Origin of the sequence: Paenibacillus sp. MCAF9 (assembly GCF_052114265.1) — a bacterium.
Taxonomy (GTDB): Bacteria; Bacillota; Bacilli; order Paenibacillales; family Paenibacillaceae; genus Pristimantibacillus.
On the sequence record NZ_JBFREL010000034.1, the window covers coordinates 47030 to 64841 of the forward strand.

18 protein-coding genes and 1 other RNA gene are annotated in these 17812 nt (G+C 45.9%); 18 read left to right on the forward strand and 1 reads right to left on the reverse strand.

Annotated features, from left to right (window positions below; translation table 11 throughout):
* Positions 1-128 precede the first annotated feature (128 nt).
* The 3 genes from AB4Z45_RS28860 (at position 129) to argS (ending at position 2867) form a co-directional block, all read left to right on the forward strand.
* Positions 129-638: a DNA-deoxyinosine glycosylase gene (locus AB4Z45_RS28860; protein ID WP_076271584.1), complete on the forward strand. Its 510-nt coding sequence runs from the start codon at positions 129-131 to the stop codon at positions 636-638.
* A 79-nt stretch (positions 639-717) separates the two neighbouring features.
* A complete protein-coding gene (locus AB4Z45_RS28865) occupies positions 718-1188 on the forward strand; it encodes a DUF1934 domain-containing protein (protein WP_441912813.1) in 471 nt (156 codons plus the stop codon).
* Positions 1188-2867, forward strand: coding sequence for an arginine--tRNA ligase (argS, locus tag AB4Z45_RS28870; protein ID WP_441912814.1), 1680 nt, complete (start codon positions 1188-1190; stop codon positions 2865-2867). Before AB4Z45_RS28865 ends, argS begins: the two co-directional genes overlap by 1 nt.
* 29 nt (positions 2868-2896) lie before the next feature.
* Here argS and AB4Z45_RS28875 read toward each other — a convergent pair whose 3' ends face one another.
* Positions 2897-4033: a S8 family peptidase gene (locus AB4Z45_RS28875; protein ID WP_441912815.1), complete on the reverse strand. Its 1137-nt coding sequence runs from the start codon at positions 4031-4033 to the stop codon at positions 2897-2899.
* A gap of 460 nt (positions 4034-4493) precedes the next feature.
* On the opposite strand from AB4Z45_RS28875, the gene rpoE reads away from it, so the two are divergent.
* The 15 genes from rpoE (at position 4494) to AB4Z45_RS28950 (ending at position 17473) form a co-directional block, all read left to right on the forward strand.
* The gene (rpoE, locus tag AB4Z45_RS28880) at positions 4494-5066 is read left to right on the forward strand and encodes a DNA-directed RNA polymerase subunit delta (protein ID WP_076271588.1); all 573 of its coding nucleotides are present in this window, start codon (positions 4494-4496) and stop codon (positions 5064-5066) included.
* Positions 5067-5556: 490 nt separating this feature from the next.
* Positions 5557-7158 carry a CTP synthase gene (locus AB4Z45_RS28885; protein WP_441912816.1) on the forward strand — a complete coding sequence of 534 codons (1602 nt, stop codon included), beginning with the start codon at positions 5557-5559 and terminating at the stop codon, positions 7156-7158.
* A 156-nt stretch (positions 7159-7314) separates the two neighbouring features.
* The gene (locus AB4Z45_RS28890) at positions 7315-7713 is read left to right on the forward strand and encodes a response regulator (protein ID WP_076271590.1); all 399 of its coding nucleotides are present in this window, start codon (positions 7315-7317) and stop codon (positions 7711-7713) included.
* Positions 7714-7911: 198 nt separating this feature from the next.
* A complete protein-coding gene (locus tag AB4Z45_RS28895; protein ID WP_076271591.1) occupies positions 7912-8124 on the forward strand; it encodes a class II fructose-bisphosphate aldolase in 213 nt (70 codons plus the stop codon).
* 307 nt (positions 8125-8431) lie between these two features.
* A complete protein-coding gene (locus AB4Z45_RS28900) occupies positions 8432-9694 on the forward strand; it encodes a UDP-N-acetylglucosamine 1-carboxyvinyltransferase (RefSeq protein ID WP_076271592.1) in 1263 nt (420 codons plus the stop codon).
* 123 nt (positions 9695-9817) lie between these two features.
* The gene (rho, locus tag AB4Z45_RS28905; protein ID WP_339205993.1) at positions 9818-11152 is read left to right on the forward strand and encodes a transcription termination factor Rho; all 1335 of its coding nucleotides are present in this window, start codon (positions 9818-9820) and stop codon (positions 11150-11152) included.
* 21 nt (positions 11153-11173) lie between these two features.
* Complete coding sequence (locus AB4Z45_RS28910) at positions 11174-12427, forward strand: radical SAM protein (protein ID WP_339205995.1); 1254 nt, start codon at positions 11174-11176, stop codon at positions 12425-12427.
* A 144-nt stretch (positions 12428-12571) separates the two neighbouring features.
* Positions 12572-12769: a 50S ribosomal protein L31 gene (rpmE, locus tag AB4Z45_RS28915; protein ID WP_339205996.1), complete on the forward strand. Its 198-nt coding sequence runs from the start codon at positions 12572-12574 to the stop codon at positions 12767-12769.
* An 83-nt stretch (positions 12770-12852) separates the two neighbouring features.
* Positions 12853-13281, forward strand: a complete 429-nt coding sequence (locus AB4Z45_RS28920) for a hypothetical protein (protein WP_441912817.1) — start codon at positions 12853-12855, stop codon at positions 13279-13281.
* 67 nt (positions 13282-13348) lie between these two features.
* Positions 13349-13617, forward strand: an RNA gene (gene ffs / locus AB4Z45_RS28925) — signal recognition particle sRNA large type.
* A 323-nt stretch (positions 13618-13940) separates the two neighbouring features.
* Positions 13941-15731, forward strand: coding sequence for a DNA polymerase III subunit gamma/tau (dnaX, locus tag AB4Z45_RS28930; protein WP_441912818.1), 1791 nt, complete (start codon positions 13941-13943; stop codon positions 15729-15731).
* A 24-nt stretch (positions 15732-15755) separates the two neighbouring features.
* On the forward strand, positions 15756-16067 hold the full coding sequence (locus AB4Z45_RS28935) for a YbaB/EbfC family nucleoid-associated protein (protein WP_054025909.1): 312 nt from the start codon (positions 15756-15758) through the stop codon (positions 16065-16067).
* A 136-nt stretch (positions 16068-16203) separates the two neighbouring features.
* On the forward strand, positions 16204-16803 hold the full coding sequence (recR, locus tag AB4Z45_RS28940; RefSeq protein ID WP_076271598.1) for a recombination mediator RecR: 600 nt from the start codon (positions 16204-16206) through the stop codon (positions 16801-16803).
* 161 nt (positions 16804-16964) lie between these two features.
* Positions 16965-17213 carry a DUF2508 family protein gene (locus tag AB4Z45_RS28945; RefSeq protein ID WP_430053873.1) on the forward strand — a complete coding sequence of 83 codons (249 nt, stop codon included), beginning with the start codon at positions 16965-16967 and terminating at the stop codon, positions 17211-17213.
* A complete protein-coding gene (locus AB4Z45_RS28950) occupies positions 17210-17473 on the forward strand; it encodes a pro-sigmaK processing inhibitor BofA family protein (protein WP_076271600.1) in 264 nt (87 codons plus the stop codon). Before AB4Z45_RS28945 ends, AB4Z45_RS28950 begins: the two co-directional genes overlap by 4 nt.
* Positions 17474-17812: the final 339 nt, after the last annotated feature.

A 17812-nucleotide genomic window follows, 5' to 3' on the forward strand; every position in this document is an offset into this window, starting at 1 on the left:
GCGTAATCTTAGCGGGAAGCGTCTTTTTCTAATACAAACAGAAAATGCGATCGTATGATCAAGGCTAGAATGGGCTTATAATAAGACGTTATTGCTGCTTTTAAAAATAGATTAGGGGGCTATACGACATGCGCATTTATTCGTTTCCGCCTGTTATCGATGAGCGATCGCGCGTGCTGATTCTTGGGACAGCACCAAGCGTAAAATCGCTTGAGCATAAGCAATTTTATGGACACCCGCAAAATTTTATGTGGAAAATAATATATCGTTTATTCAATGAATCTGACCCGGACCCTGTGTATGACAACCGTCTCGCATTCTTAAAGGAGCATCGCTTAGCGCTATGGGATGTTATTGAATCTTGCGAGCGCGAAGGCAGCTTGGATGTGAACATACGTGGAATCGTACCGCAGAAGCTGCCGGAGCTTGTAGCCAAATATCCAGAGCTGCGCTGCTTTGCATTTAACGGAAGCAAGGCATACGATACCTTTCAGAAATTTTATAAAGGGCATGAAAGCTTTCGAAGCATCACGTTACTCAAGCTGCCTTCCTCCAGTCCGATTCCAACTCCGCGTATGCGAACGCTCGAGGATCGTGTGGAGGCATGGCGTGAAATCGTACCGTTTGCAACAAGTTAACCGGGCTCTGGCGTTGAAATTCGGAGCCTACCTGTATATAGTAGTTACATAAGATTAGACTGATAACAGGAGCAAGATGATGGCAGACAGCAGGAAAGTGCGAATTACCTTGGAGAGTGTGCAGGATGGAAGCTCGCATACTCATGCTTACAAAGGGGATTGGTTCCGCAAGGAGAAATCCATATTTATCCGCTACATCGAGCCGGCAGTGGAAGGCGATATAGAAGCTGGCGAAATACGGACGCTTATTCGATTCCGGCCGGAAGAAATGTCAGTTGTGCGGCGCGGCGCTATAGAATCGGAGCAGCTTTTTGTTCCTGGACATAGGAGAGCTGGCAGCTATCAATCACAAATGACATCTTTATCGCTTGAAGCAGAAACGCTGCGGCTGCGGCTTCATGCGCCGGGTGAAGATGGTGTAATGAAGGCGATGGACACATTGCCTGATCAGCTGCCTTTTACACTTGAATGGGAGTATGAATTGTACGTTGGTGATCAAATGTCGGGTCGGTTTCATATCCGGCTCCATATACAGGAGGAACAAAATTAATGAATGCAAATGTATTAGAGAAGATGTATGAACAAGTCAAAGCAGCGATCGCTGATGCAGCGGTAGCGGCTGGTTTGGCAGCGCGGGAAGAGCTTCCGGCGTTTGTGATTGAAGTTCCTAAGGATAAATCGCACGGTGATTTGGCAACAAATGCAGCAATGCAGCTGACGAAGCTGGCGAAGAAAAATCCTCGTCAAATCGCTGAGGCGATTATTGCGCATTTGGATACGAAGCAAGCTTCTATTCAAGCAGCGGAAATTGCAGGCCCGGGCTTTATTAACTTCCGTATGGATAACAGCTATCTCTATCCGGTTGTGGCTGCAGCGCTTGAAGCGGGAGAAAACTATGGGCGTACTTCGGATGGTTCCGGCAAAAGTGTACAGGTAGAATTCGTGAGCGCGAATCCTACGGGCAGCCTGCATCTTGGACATGCTCGCGGCGCAGCAGTTGGTGATGCATTGTGCAATGTACTTGATTATGCGGGATATGATGTTACGCGCGAATATTATATTAATGATGCGGGCAAGCAGGTGGAGAACCTAGCTGTATCCATCGAAGCTCGTTACCGTCAAGCGCTTGGTCAAGCGGCGGAAATGCCGGAGGATGGTTATTATGGCGAGGACATTATTGGTTTTGCAAAACTTCTTGTCGAGCAAGAAGGCGATAAGCTGCTGGAATTGCCGGATCAAGAACGTTTTACGTTTTTCCGCCAGTTTGGCCTTGAACGGGAGCTAGATAAAATTAAACGCGATCTCGGAAGATTCCGCGTTGGTTTTGACGTTTGGTACAGTGAAACAGCATTATACGAGAGCGGACAAGTGGAGCAAGGTCTTGCAACGCTGAAGGCGACAGGGCATGTCTATGAAGAAGAAGGAGCGACATGGCTGTCTACCATGACTTTTGGCGACGACAAAAACCGCGTGCTCGTGAAAAATGACGGCTCATATACCTATTTGACACCGGATATCGCATATCATATGGATAAATACGGACGCGGCTTCGATCAGATGATCAACATTTGGGGTGCCGATCACCATGGCTACATTCCGCGTGTGAAAGCAGCGATGGAGGCACTAGGCAACGATCCGAAGAAACTGACCGTGTTAATTGCACAGATGGTCAGCTTGTTCCAGAACGGCGAGAAAATGAAAATGTCGAAGCGTACGGGCAAAGCGGTTACCATGCAGGATCTGATGGATGAAGTGGGCATCGATGCGATTCGTTACTTCTTCTCCATGCGGAGCATGGATTCGCATCTTGATTTCGATATGGATTTGGCGATCTCTACTTCAAATGAGAACCCTGTGTTTTATGTTCAATATGCGCACGCTCGGATTTGCAGTATTTTCAGACAAGCGGAGGAACAAGGCATCGTTCTTAAATCCACGGACACTATCGATTTCAGCAAGCTGACTGCCGAGGGCGAGTTCGATCTTCTTCGTAAAGTTGGTGAGCTGCCGCAGGAGATCTCTGAGGCTGCAGCACAATATGCGCCTCATCGTCTTATTCGTTATGTATACGAGCTGGCTTCCCAGTTCCATAGCTATTATAGAGCGGAGCGCGTCATCACAGAAGATGCTGAGCAATCGCAAGCGCGCTTAGCCTTGCTTGGAGCCGTACGTATCGCTATTGCGAATGTGCTTCGTTTGGTCGGCGTTTCTGCTCCAGAACGCATGTAAGCTTTGTTTCATAAAAATAAACCGTGGACTCATACTTTATCCACGGTTTGCATCATACGCATCACGTCAAGCTCGCCGATCGTTCGGCGGGCTTTACTGCCTCTAAGGGGCTGAACGGATCGTTTAATAATTGTCTTGATCTCGGTAGGCGTAAGTCCCGGCTTATGTGCGAGCAGAAGCGCGATTGCTCCGCTGACATGCGAGGTGGCCATGGAGGTTCCACTCATTTCATTGTATTTGCCGCGCAGCCATGCGGATACGATTTTGTCGCCAGGCGCGTAAACGTCAATATAGGAGCCTCGATTGCTGAATGGTGCAACGCGGCGGAGTTTATTCGTAGCGCCAACAGCAATCGTTTGAGGGTAGCGTGCCGGATAATCAACGGAACGGCGCTTCCCGTCATTGCCGGAGGAAGCAACGATAATGACGCCTGCATTGTGGGCGTTAATGACAGCTCCAAGCAGCGCTTTGCTTTTTGTCTTCATACCGAAGCTCATGTTGATGACGTTCATGCGATTGCGGATACACCATTCAATACCGAGAATAATGTCGGATACGAAGGCGCTCCCATTATGGTCAAAAGCTTTGACCGGCGAGATTAACGCCCGCGGGGCTACGCCAATCATGCCCTGTAATTGATTTGCTGCGGCGATGGTACCTGCAATATGTGTACCATGACCGTTATCATCATGAGGGAGCATGCTGCGATTGAGAAGGTTGATGCCCCTAGAGAGTGATTGGCGAAGATCTGGATGGCTGAAGTCAGCTCCTGTATCGATGACGCCGACCTTGACCCGGTGACCGGTTGTCGTGCTCCAAGCCAGCGGGGCTTTAATCTGGTTTACACCCCAGGGGATGCCCTTATCTACAATAATCGACTTTTGTGGAGAAGAATGCACGCTGATTTTACAATCTTTCTCAATACAAACACGCCCGGCGAATCGCTCTAATGATTCCTCGGCCGGCAATGTGCAGGCTATTCCAAGAATGCTGGGCATTTGTCTAATGCTTTTTTGCGGTAAAGATGATGAAGTGACTTTAGGCAATTGCTGTAGGAAGTATCGGTAGTCGCTCGCACGCTGAAAGCGAATGATACGCTTTACAGTCGTTGTGTCCGTGCGAGCCATCGTATCCTGCAACATACGGATAAAAGCGACGGTGTCCAAACTTGGCTTCCCCTCCCGACGGACCATGCTGAACTATTGTATGAACGAGCGCTCTATAACGCATGAGCAACTTGCCTTTTTTCACATAATTAGGCTGAAAACCGTGTCAAAAACCGACTGGGGACATACGATGAACAAAGAGTTCTCAGGGGCTCTTACGACCAAGGTGCGTTGCCTCGTGTCATGGCCGGATGGATACAGTCAAAGCGGAAGGACTATCCTTTCGCTTTTTGCATAGAAGTCCAAGCTATACTGCAGCAGCGTGATCCGCTTGCTTTTTTGCAGGAAATAGGTTTTACTATACTGTGACTAGCGTAAACGACGGGTGCGAGCCTCTGGCAGTTACCGATCGGTTTGCGATTAAATGTGAGCGGTGTATAAGAGAATAACGTACACGATCCTTGCATTTTATAGGTAAGAACGAGTACATAAATTGAATGGCAAGAGAGGATGTGTCCATATGAGCAGCAGCAATTTCACGTTAAAGCTGGATCCTGAACGTATGAAGGAAATGCCTATGGTCGATTTGGCCTTTGAAGTGCTGAAAGCGGCTAATACGCCTTACTACTATCGCGATCTAATGATGGAGATCGCTAAAATACGCGGTCTTTCCGCAGACGGAATCAACCAGTTCATCGCCCAAGTGTATACAGAAATCAACATTGATGGACGTTTCGCTTGCGTTGGCAGCAACATGTGGGGGCTGAAACGCTGGTATCCAGTTGAGCGTTCTGAAGATCCTGTAGGTAATGCGAAGCGTACGCGTATCATTAACGATGATGATGATCTCGAAGATGATGATGTATTTGCGGACGAAGAAGAGGATACTTACGCAGAGGCTGAAGAAGACTACGATGTATTCGACGAGGACCGCGAGGACTTCGAAGAGGCGGAAGAGGAAGCTGAAGTCGATGAGGAAGTTGGAATCGACGACGAGGAGCTGGACGAGGAAGAAGTCGACGGTGAACTCGATGCGGATGATGATGAGTCGGATGATGAGGAATTTGAAGACGACGACGAGTCTGACAAGTAAATGTTTGCTGAAAGTATAAGGCGGTCTAAGCACCCAGCTTATCCTCCTTCTTATACTTTTCTGCGGTACGAGCTCTGCTCTATACAGATGGCTTAGTCGTTTGAACTGGCGTGAGGAATATCCAGTCAGTTTCGCTTGACAGTTGCTACGAGCGCAGAGTAAACTATCTCATGGGCTTAAGATTCGGTTAACAAATAACGCATACAAGCGCAAACGACTCGTTTTCGTCTTTTGACGAGAAGGTCAAGTTTCGCGGTGAAATAGAAGTAGAGCATAACGCATTGCTGATGCTTGCTTGTATTTTTATATATGCCAAAAAAGGAAAAGTGCCCCGTTGCTACGGGTGTCACTTTTTTTGTTTGTGAGGGATGGATCTGTAGGATGCATTCCCACAAATTGGATGGATAGGCGGAGTGTATCCGCATCCATGTTTATCGAGTAAATGGGCAAACCTAAACATTAACCATAGGGCTTGGAGGGTATCATCACAGTGACCAAATATATTTTTGTAACCGGCGGCGTAGTGTCGTCCTTGGGCAAAGGGATAACAGCAGCCTCGCTTGGCCGATTGCTGAAGAACAGGGGCCTCAAAGTAACGATTCAGAAGTTTGATCCATACATCAACGTCGACCCAGGAACAATGAGTCCATATCAGCACGGAGAAGTATTCGTTACCGATGATGGTGCAGAAACAGATTTGGATCTTGGTCACTATGAACGGTTTATCGACATTAACTTGTCGAAGAACAACAATGTGACGTCCGGCAAAATCTATTCCAACGTAATTACCAAAGAGCGCCGCGGCGACTACTTGGGTGGAACTGTTCAGGTAATCCCGCATATTACGAACGAAATTAAAGACCGTGTATTCCGTGCGGGCAAAGAAGCGGGTTCTGATGTTGTTATTACAGAAATCGGTGGTACGGTTGGTGATATCGAAAGCTTGCCTTTCCTTGAAGCTATTCGTCAAATCAAAAGCGATATCGGACGCGACAATGTAATGTACATCCACGTAACGCTTATTCCTTACATCAAAGCGGCAGGTGAAGTGAAAACAAAACCGACGCAGCATAGTGTTAAGGAATTGCGCAGCATCGGTATTCAACCGAACGTAATCGTATGCCGTACAGAGCATCCGCTTGCTGAAGATTTGAAACGTAAAATTGGCTTGTTCTGCGATATCGATGCGAATGCAGTCGTGGAATGCCGCGATGCGTCCACTTTGTATGAAGTGCCATTGATGCTTCGTGAGGAAGGCCTCGACGAGATCGTTGTTAATCATCTGAAGCTTAAGACAGAACAGCCGGATATGCGCGAATGGGAAAGCCTTGTTCAGCGTGTAAAGTCGCTTCATAAGAAGACGGAAATTGCAATTGTTGGTAAATATGTTTCGTTGCATGATGCGTACCTCAGTATTGTAGAGTCGCTAGAGCATGCGGGTATTGCTTCCGACTCAGAAGTGAAAATTCGTTGGCTGCATGCAGATGAGCTTACGGAAGAGAATGTCGAGCAACAGCTTAGAGGCGTTAATGGTATTCTTGTGCCAGGCGGCTTTGGCGATCGCGGTATTGAAGGCAAAATTACAGCGATTAAATACGCACGTGAAAACAAAATTCCGTTTTTCGGCATTTGCCTTGGCATGCAGGTAGCTGTCATTGAATATGCTCGAAATGTGGCGGGACTAGCTGGTGCGAATAGCTCTGAAATTAATTCATCCACTCCATATCCGGTTATTGACTTGCTGCCGGATCAGAAGGATGTTGAAGATATGGGTGGCACGATGCGTCTTGGTCTCTACCCTTGTAAACTTAAGCCAGGTACGCTTGCTGAGCGTGAATATGCCGACGAGCTCGTTTATGAGCGTCATCGTCACCGGTATGAATTTAACAATGAGTACCGTGAAGCAATTGAATCTGTTGGTCTTACTATTTCTGGAACTTCTCCAGACGGCCGTCTTGTTGAGGTTGTGGAAATGGCTGATCATCCTTGGTTCTTGGCTGTTCAATTCCACCCGGAATTCAAGTCTAGACCGAACCGTCCGCAGCCATTGTTCCGCGGATTTGTACAAGCCGCGCTTAACCATTCCGAGTAATATATTGCATTTATGATCAATGGCAGATTCTTTAACAACAACAGATAAGTTTTTCTCTTAACGAGAAGGATTATATACCCACTTTAGCGAATATATTAACGATTATGGAAGAGTTGGCCATTTTCTGGGTAAACTCATTTGCGGGGGGATTTGGAGTTGGATAAGAAGAAAGTGTTGATCGTTGATGATCAGAACGGTATTCGCGTATTGCTTATGGAAGTTTTCAGCAGCGAGGGCTATAATACGTTCCAAGCGTCTAATGGCAAGCTGGCTTTGGAAATCGTCAAGAACGATGCTCCAGATCTTGTTCTGTTGGATATGAAAATTCCCGGCATGGATGGTTTGGAAATTTTAAAGCATGTGAAAGCTATCGACCGAAACATTAAAGTCATCATGATGACCGCATATGGTGAATTGGATATGATTAAAGAAGCGACGGATCTCGGGGCATTAATGCACTTTACGAAACCTTTCGACATCGATGAGATGCGAATTGCGGTTAATATGCAGCTGCGAGGCGGCAACTCCACAAGTCGTTTTGCAATAGGCTCCTGATTTAGCAAATAAACGGCATCGTCTCTTACTTGAAGGCGATGCCGTTTTTTTCATTTATTGGCAATAGCAAAACAAGCTTTACTATTCCAAGGCTCATTATGTTATAATGTCTCAGAATGACAAGTCGGACCGAGCTGGAGGAAGAAAGATAACATTTACGAGGAAGACAGCGATCTTGTTAGTTCCTATGAATGAATTTTGCCAGGCGCTTATAGCAAGCGAGAAACAGTAGTCCAGTTCAACACAGACATCAGGGTAATTACACAAACGATTGTTGAAGCTGCTAAGGAAGAAAAATCACCGTTTATTTGCAAGGTCAGCGAAAGCGCCTTGAAATATATGGGCATTCCATTCACTGCTGCAATGGCGTGTGCCGGGGCCAAAAAAAATCTAGTCTTCCAATCGATTTGATTTTGATCATGATTTTAATTTCAGTTTCAGTATCCCTTTGAGAGAAACATGTTGCTTTTACAAATACAATTTCAAGAAAACAAATAGCTAACGCTGATTCGTTGGAACTACGCCAATACTTGACAGCTGTGCGAATTGAGAAGCTGGCTGTTACTAACAAAAATCCGTTTGTTCGGAAGTAACAACTATGTGTAATAACAGGAGCAAAGGAATAAACCGCCTCATAACGGCAAGTGGGTTTAACACTCGCTTGCTTTGGCGGTTTTTCCTTTATTCTCTTCCAATCTACGGGAGGAACTATAATTAGATGGAGAAATTGATGATACGCGGTGGACGGCCGCTTCGCGGTACCGTTCAAATCAGCGGAGCCAAGAACAGCGCGGTGGCTCTTGTACCTGCTGCTATTTTAGCAGAATCAGAAGTTGTGTTGGATAATTTGCCTATTATAAGTGATGTAGCTGTATATAGTGAAATTTTGCAGGAGCTTGGAGCTGTCGTAAAGCGTGACGGCGATATGATGCGCATTGATCCTTCCGCGCTTGTCTCCAAACCGATGCCAAACGGCAAAGTGAAATTGCTGCGCGCATCCTATTATTTGATGGGGGCAATGCTTGGTAGGTTTGGTGAAGCGACAATCGGAATGCCAGGGGGCTGCAACTTTGAGCCTAGACCAATTGATCAGCATATTAAAGGGTTTGAAGCACTTGGTGCCACGGTAACTAATGATCATGGATCTATTCGAATTCATGCTGAGCAATTACGAGGCGCAAAGATTTACCTTGACGTTTCAAGTGTTGGAGCAACGATTAATATCATGCTAGCTGCCTCGCGGGCCAAAGGAATAACGATTATTGAAAATGCGGCAAAAGAGCCTGAAATTATAGATGTAGCTACTCTCCTTAATGCCATGGGCGCAAAAATCAAAGGTGCCGGGACTGAGACGATTCGTATTGAAGGCGTCGATCAGATGCATGGCTGCCGCCATTCCATTATTCCCGATCGAATTCAAGCGGGTACGTATATGATTGCAGCTGCAGCAACGCGCGGCGATGTCCTTATTGATAATGTTATTCCGAAGCACTTGGAAGCAATGAGCGCTAAGCTTGAAGAGATGGGTGTTCAAGTTATTGAGATGGATGAATCCATCCGTATTATTGGCGGACCTAATTATTCGTCCATTGATGTAAAGGCACTTGTGTACCCTGGTTTCCCTACGGACTTACAATCTCCAATGACAACCTTGCTTACACAAGCGAATGGAGTCAGTATTTTAACTGATTATGTTTACGGTACTAGATTTAAGCATGTTCCTGAGCTCACTCGCATGGGAGCGGATATTCGTGTTGAGGGCCGTTCAGCTGTTATTGAAGGCGGCAAGCTGAGTGCTGCAAAAGTTAAGGCTGCTGATTTACGCGCAGGGGCTGCACTTGTTGTCGCTGCTTTGACTGTTGAAGAAGGCGTTACTGAAATTTCGGGCGTCGAATATATTGACCGAGGTTATGATAATCTAGTAGAAAACTTATGCCGCCTGGGTGCGGAAGTATGGCGTGAAACGGAAGCCACTTCATAAGGAATAGGACGATGCAGACGCTGTGGAATAGACGGCGTCTAATTCGGCAATGATGGATAATCAATCCTATGATTTTACTAGATATACAAAATCATAATGAAAATTAAATAAAGTGGTGAGAACATGACAGACCTTCAGATCGCAGATCTAGAAGAGATGAAATTGACCGACCTTTACAAATTGGCGAAGCAATTTCAAGTTCCCTATTACGGAACACTTAAGAAGAAGGAATTAATTTTTGCAATTCTTCGAGCGCAAGCAGAGAAGAGCGGCCTTATGTTCATGGAAGGCGTCCTTGATATTTTGTCAGAAGGCTTCGGATTTTTACGGCCTATTAACTATTTGCCGAGCAAGGAAGATATTTATATTTCAGCATCTCAAATTCGCAGATTTGATTTGAGAAGCGGCGATCTTGTTTCAGGTAAATGCCGTCCGCCGAAAGAGAATGAGCGTTATTTTGGTCTATTGCAAGTAAATGCTGTTAACGGCGAAAATCCGGAAACGGCTTCCGAACGATTGCACTTTCCTGCGCTTACTCCTCTTTATCCAGAAAAGAAGCTAGTGCTTGAGACGACACAGTCGAAGCTTTCCACTCGAATGATGGATTTGCTTGCTCCTGTAGGACTTGGCCAACGCGGTCTAATTGTTGCTCCTCCGAAGACAGGTAAAACCTTGCTTCTTAAAGAAATCGCCCACAGCATTTCCGAAAATCGTCCCGATATCAAATTGTTCGTTCTGCTTATTGACGAGCGTCCAGAGGAAGTTACTGATATGCAGCGCTCCGTGAAGGGTGAAGTTATCGCCTCCACATTTGATGAGCTGCCCGAGAACCATATCAAAGTAGCAGAGCTTGTACTTGAGCGAGCGCTTCGTCTTGTTGAGCATAAGAAGGACGTTGTCATCTTGATGGATAGTATCACCCGTCTTGCCAGGGCGTATAACTTGGTTATTCCTCCATCTGGTCGTACGCTTAGCGGCGGTATTGATCCAGCAGCGTTCCACCGTCCAAAACGGTTTTTTGGTTCGGCTCGAAACGTGGAAGAGGGCGGAAGCTTGACTATACTTGCGACTGCGCTGATCGAAACAGGATCACGTATGGATGACATCATTTATGAAGAATTTAAAGGTACGGGCAATATGGAGCTTCATCTAGACCGTAAGCTTTCTGAGCGTCGTATTTTCCCTGCGCTTGATTTGCGCAGATCTGGAACTAGACGTGAGGAAATGCTGCTTACGAAGGAAGAGCTGGAGAAGGTTTGGGCCATCCGCAGAGGTATGACGGATACGCCGGATTATGTAGATAATTTCTTGAAGAAACTTAAAGATAGTGAGAACAACGAACAGTTCCTCATGTCTCTTGATACAACAGTTGAAGCGAAACCGGAGCGGTCCGGTATAAAGAGCAGTACTACAGCGACCAGCAGGCGTCCTACGCCTAGAACTACGCACGGATCGTAAGACCGCAGGAGGGAGAACAACATGAATCTCGTATATGCGGATAAAAACGGAAATGTATTTGACCATCCCGACTTTATAGCTTTGGGAAGAAGCGGCGATATGATTGTCGAAATTATGGAGGAGGAATTAATTCCGCTACCTAATGGAGCAACTCTTGTTAGCCTGCCTTTCACTAGACCCATTGGTCTTAATCCGAGCACGGGCGAGATGCAGGCATTGCAAGGTGGAGCTCAAGCAGTCGGCGCCTTGCTTCCGCAAGGATTTACTCGTCTATGCTTGCCGGGCTATGTGAAAGCGGACAAGAACGAGAAGCTGCCATTGTTCGGATATACAGCTGTCGTATGGAAAGACGGTAACTTTTATGTAACGGCTGAGCAAAGTGACGATCCTGAAAGATGGGACCCGCTTAATTGCGACCGTGGCGAACTAGGTATTCAAGTAGAGCGTATTCTTGCTAAATATCCGGATAATCGTCTTTATAAGCATCTGTCGAACTGTGCTCTAGGTTATGAGTGCTTAACCTCTTCCAACACATTTCTAGGAAGATGGGAGGGTGCTGTTCCGGTATCGTATTCTTGCAATGCAGGCTGCTTCGGATGTATCTCTGAACAACCTGACGATAGCGGCTTTGTTGCTCCGCAGACGCGGATGAATTTTAAGCCGACTGTTGATGAGATCGTTGAAATTATGCTTGAGCATTTGCGCGAGCCGGAATCCATCATTAGCTTCGGTCAAGGCTGTGAAGGGGAACCTTCAACACAAGCTAAAATCATTGTTGAGGCTATGAAACGTGTTCGCAGTCAAACCTCGCTTGGATACATTAACATTAATACGAACGCGGGATTGACTGATTTCATGCGTGCGATAGTTGATGCAGGCCTTAATCTAATGCGCGTAAGTACGATCAGTGCACTTGATGATCACTATAATGCTTACTATAAGCCTCGCGGCTACAACTTAAAAAATGTTGAGAAGTCTTTGAAGTATGCTTCTGACAATGGTGTATATACGTCGATCAACTATTTGATTTTCCCAGGGGTCACTGACCGTGAGGAAGAAATAGAAGCGATGATTGGATTCGTTAAGCGTACTGGACTAAAACTCATTCAAATGCGCAACCTGAATATCGATCCTGAAAGCTACTTAGCGATTATTCCTAAGGCACAAGGTGAAATATACGGGATGAAGCAAATGCTTGAAATTTTCCGTGAAGAGCTGCCGGGTGTAGTTATTGGCTCTTATACACATGTTCCACCAGCCGCATTACGTCGATAAGTACCTATTAGGTAGTAAATTCGGCTAATATTAACCATATCACTGATTATTCATTGCAACAGCAAATAAGTTCATGCTATAATCCGAGATGTGCGATTTAACTCTGAGTCCGCATGCGATTCAGGGCAGAAAGAGGTGAACGAGATGAAACAAGCTATTCATCCGACATACCACATCATTACAGCAACTTGCGCTTGTGGAAATTCCTTCGAGACTGGTTCGGTTAAACCGAGTCTTCGCGTAGAGGTTTGTTCCCAATGCCACCCATTCTACACGGGTAAGCAAAAGTTCCTGGATGCTGGCGGCCGCGTCGATCGTTTCAAGAAGAAATACGGTATTTAATCCTACAAATCGTTCCGCCTTTATTTGGCAGAATACAAGAGCCTCCCTCAGCCATCCTATTGGATAGAAGGGAGGTTTTTTGATTGAATAAACAAACATTCGGTTTGAGTAAACGATTTGGTTTATTTCAAATGGCAGCCTTACTGGCTTGCTTATTTCTGTTAGCCATGACGATCTCAGGATGTGGGAACGGAAAAAGCAAGCAAGAAAACAGGCTGAAAACCTACGGTCATGATGGATACATGGGTTATTCCAACAGCAATCCGAATTTACCGAATCGTTATCAGTATCTTAATTATAATGCAGATGGAAAATTCATTGAGCAGGTGTTGAAGCCGATTTCCGGCATCGAGCATACGCAAATTTATTTTAACGGTACCGATCTTCATGTGAATGTAAAAGCAAATAAAGCACTGTCCGACGTTCAAGTCGAAGAGCTGCGAGCAAAGGCCCAGTCGGTCGTTCAGTACAATATGCCTCGGTATAAGGTTCATGTAGAAGCCAAAAGGTAGCTCTGGCATTCGTCCAATTTCAACCACGAGTTGCGCTTTAGGACGGAATCGGCTATACTTATTTTTGCCGTGCTAGATGGGGAGGTAGCGGTGCCCTGTAACTCGCAATCCGCTGTAGCGAGGTTGAATTCCTACTTGAGGTTATACTGATGTAGGGTCTTGGCACTTGCGAGCAGTGTTGACAGTTGGGTCCTCCGCAATGGACGTTTATGAACTTGGTCAGGTCCGGAAGGAAGCAGCCATAAGTAAATTAGTTCATGTGCCGGGGGAGTGCCTGACTCGAGCTGTAGTGCAAGGATGTCGCCTGGGTCGTATTTATCAGGAGTAGGTGCACGGTACTAAAATTTTCTAATATGATTTGCTTATAGCAAAAGTAGCACCTGTGATCGCTGTTCGATGTTTTTGTCGGAATTAGCGAATGCAGGTGTTTTTGTTTATTGCTGTTGTTTTAATAGGGTAAAATCTTAGCAAAAGAAAGTTTTGCTTGCTACACAGTTGTTGTATAATAGGGGAGTAGCAATGGTTTAAAATATAAGAAAGTATATTATTTTCTAATACTACTCTTATATTTCGCAATGCAAAGCAATTTCAGCGTCCACAGGACCGAAGGTGCTTTTGCTTATTGTAAATGAAAAGGCAACTTGAAAGGAAAGGTCTGCGTGTCACATATCGCTTTATACCGTGCCTGGCGTCCGCAGACGTTTCAGGACATGGTTGGACAACAGCATATTATTCAAACGCTGCAAAATTCTATTCGTGAGCAGCGTGTATCTCATGCTTATCTTTTTAATGGGCCGCGAGGAACCGGGAAGACAAGCGCTGCGAAAATATTAGCCAAAGCGGTTAACTGTGAACGTGGTCCGGCTGAAGAGCCATGTAATGAATGTGATGCTTGCATAGGGATTACCGCGGGACATATTATGGATGTAATTGAGATTGATGCTGCATCTAATCGCGGTATTGATGAAATTCGTGATATTCGTGATAAAGTGCGATATGCACCTTCAGAAGTGCGGTTCAAAGTTTATATTATAGATGAAGTACATATGCTTACGGCCGAGGCATTTAATGCCTTGCTCAAAACATTGGAGGAGCCGCCGGGGCATGTTATCTTTATCTTGGCGACGACCGAACCGCATAAGCTGCCTGCTACGATTATCTCCCGTTGTCAACGGTTTGATTTCAGGCAGGTATCGCTTGAAGAGCAGACGCAGCACTTGCTTAAGATTTGCCGTGAAGAGAGCATACAGGCCGACGAAGATGCGCTTGCTTATATTGCAAGATTGTCGGAAGGTGGAATGCGCGATGCGATTAGCTTGCTGGAGCAGGTTTCTGCTTTTGCAGGTGATCGCATTACTCTCGACGCGGCAGTAGATGTGACAGGCGGCATGGCCGCTGATCATTTCTACCAGCTGGCGGAGGCTGTGAAGGATCGTCATGTAGCAGCTGTTATGCCGCTCGTGGAAAGCTTGATGCAAGCCGGCAAAAGTGCGGACAAATGCATGGAAAACCTAATATATTATTTCCGTGATTTGCTTGTTATGAAGCTTGCTCCGCAGGGAGGCGCAGTAACAGAGAGGATCGTTGATCCTGAACGCTTCAAAATGATGGCCGAGGCCTTCACTCCAGAGCGATTGTTCGCTATGATTGATACGTTGAACCGTTATCAAGTGGAGCTTAAGCATGCCTCGCAGCCTCAAACCTTGTTTGAAGTAGCGCTTATGAAGCTTTGCACGTTAAATGACGAGCAATCGTCAGGCGGAGCGGCTTCTGCAAGTGCAGCTGCTTCAGCATCAAGCGGCGGACAATCAGCTGAAGTAGGACGTTTGCGTCAGCAGATTGAGGCATTGGAGCGTAAACTAGAGCAAGCGATTCAAAATGGAGTAGGTAGCGGGAACAGCGCTTCTTCGGCTGACAGCGCGGCCAGCAAGCAAGCAGCACGTACTAATGCGGTTCGCAGTTCATTCGGCGGCTCAGGCGGCATAGTACGGTCCGCAGTCAAGCTTGATCCGTACCTGGCAACAGCAGGCAGTCCAGAATTCAATCAGTTCAGAATGAAGTGGAACGATGTGCTGCAGGGTGTGAAGGACGCTAAGATTACGGTCCATGCTTGGCTGAAAGACGGTGAACCGGTTGCTTCTGCTGACGATGCCATTCTCGTAGCGTTCAAGAATACGATGCACCGAGAAACGACCGAGAAGCCGGCCAATCGCGAGATTATTGAGAAAGTCATGCATGATGTACTCGGCGGTTCATTCCGTATCGTTACGGTTATGATGAAGGACTGGCAGGCGGCAGCGGCACAAGGCGCTAGTACGCAGAAGAGCGAGGCGCTTCAGCTTGAGCCCGAATCTTCTGCTTCACCACAAGCTGCAAGTCGGCCAGTATGGGTGGAAGAGGCCGTCAAACTTTTTGGTGAAGATTTAGTAGTAGTGAAGGATAAAGATTAAATTCTAATGATGAGGTGAATGGTAATGAACAATATGAACCAAATGATGAAGCAAGTGAAAAAGATGCAAGATCAAATGATGAAGGCTCAAGAAGAGTTGGAAACAAAGACGGTTGAAGGAACAGCGGGCGGCGGAGTAGTAACCGTATCTGCGAACGGCCATAAGAAACTTCTTAGCATTACGATTAAACCTGAGGCTGTAGATCCGGAAGATGTCGAAATGCTGCAAGACCTTGTCCTTACAGCTGTTAACGATGCGCTAACTAAAGTGGATGATCTAGCAAATAAGGATATGGGTAAATTCACAGGCGGAATGAAAATTCCGGGATTGTTCTAAGAAGCAGTATTGCTTCTGTTTGAAATAAAGGAAAGTATATTACGTATATACTTATCTTTTATTTCCCCGTCAAAGCTGCTTCAGTGTCCAGGGGACACCGAAGGCGTTTTTTGCTTGAAAGGAGCTGTACCCAGTTTTGTATTACCCAGAACCGATAGCGAAATTAATTGATGCTTTTACGCGATTACCGGGTATTGGACCCAAAACGGCCGCCCGTCTGGCGTTTCATGTTCTTCGAATGAAGGAAGACGACGTCATTGATTTTGCGAAGGCGCTAGTAAGCGTTAAGCGCAATTTGTTCTATTGCTCGGTTTGCTGCAATATAACCGATACAGATCCATGTAGAATCTGTCAGGATAAATCACGTGACAACTCCATCATTTGTGTTGTTCAAGAATCTAAGGATCTTGTTGCGATTGAGCGTATGAAGGACTTCCAAGGCCATTATCACGTGCTTCAAGGCGCAATTTCGCCTATGGAGGGCATCGGTCCAGACGAAATTCGTATCGCTGAGCTGTTAAGAAGGCTGAGCGACGAACGCGTTCAGGAGCTTATACTGGCCACTAACCCGAATATTGAAGGCGAAGCCACAGCAATGTATCTATCCCGGCTGATCAAGCCATTTGGTATCCGAGTTACGCGTATCGCGCATGGCTTGCCTGTTGGCGGTGATCTTGAATATGCGGATGAGGTTACTTTGTCCAAAGCATTAGAAGGTCGAAGAGAAATAAACTAGTCATAATCAATATAGAAAACGGCAGGTCGAGAAATTAATCGATCTGCCGTTTTTGTCGTTTTGACAAGGTGTTCCTTTTAATATCCCGTTCTATTCTAATGTCCAAGCTTATACATATAGTAATGAACATGATGTAGTGAGGACAAGCGGGAGGGATAGATATGAGCAATACAGGCCAGCTCGAATTAAAAAAAGGGATGAACCAAATGGATGACATCCGAGCCGAAATTGTTGAGGCACACCGTGAATGGGAAAATGCGAATCGTTTCTTTAATTACGCAGTCGGCAAGGATCAAGTGGATTACGCGATATATTGTATGATCACAGCAGAAAAGCGATATGAGATGCTGCTTCGATTGGCAAAGCGTACCAGCAAGAACTGGCCAGCATGGAGAGGGGTGAGAGTGTGAAGACAATATGGTTATCGATTTTTATTGGATCTTCTCTCCTGTTAGCAGTCGTACTGCTTAAGAACAGGTTATCGTGGGGATGGCTACGCAGCTTCTCGCTTCATCTTGTTTTGGCGGCTGGTTTGCTGTACTTGTTAAACTATTCAGGTCTTGTTCCAGGGATGTATATCCCGCTGAACCCTATAACAATAGGAACTGTACTTACTTTAGGTGTACCTGGAGTAGCCTTAATCGTTGGGCTCCAGTGGGTGGTGGTTTAGCAATTTTGAAAAAAGGTTTAAGGAAAAGGTTGACTCTGTATTCAATTATGTGCTACATTAGTTCTCGCCCCAAGAGTAAGTAAACAAGCTTTGAAAAAAGAATTTTAAAAAAAGCTTGCATTAACTTGGGCGAATGTGATATATTATAAAAGTCGCCGATACGAAAAACGCGGTTGACACGAAAGAATGAATTGCTCTTTGAAAACTGAACAACGAGTAATAACTGCCTTGCAAATCCTTCGGGATGAGCAAATATAGCGATAAAAGTTATGAGCAAGTCAAACACCAATTTGGAGAGTTTGATCCTGGCTCAGGACGAACGCTGGCGGCGTGCCTAAT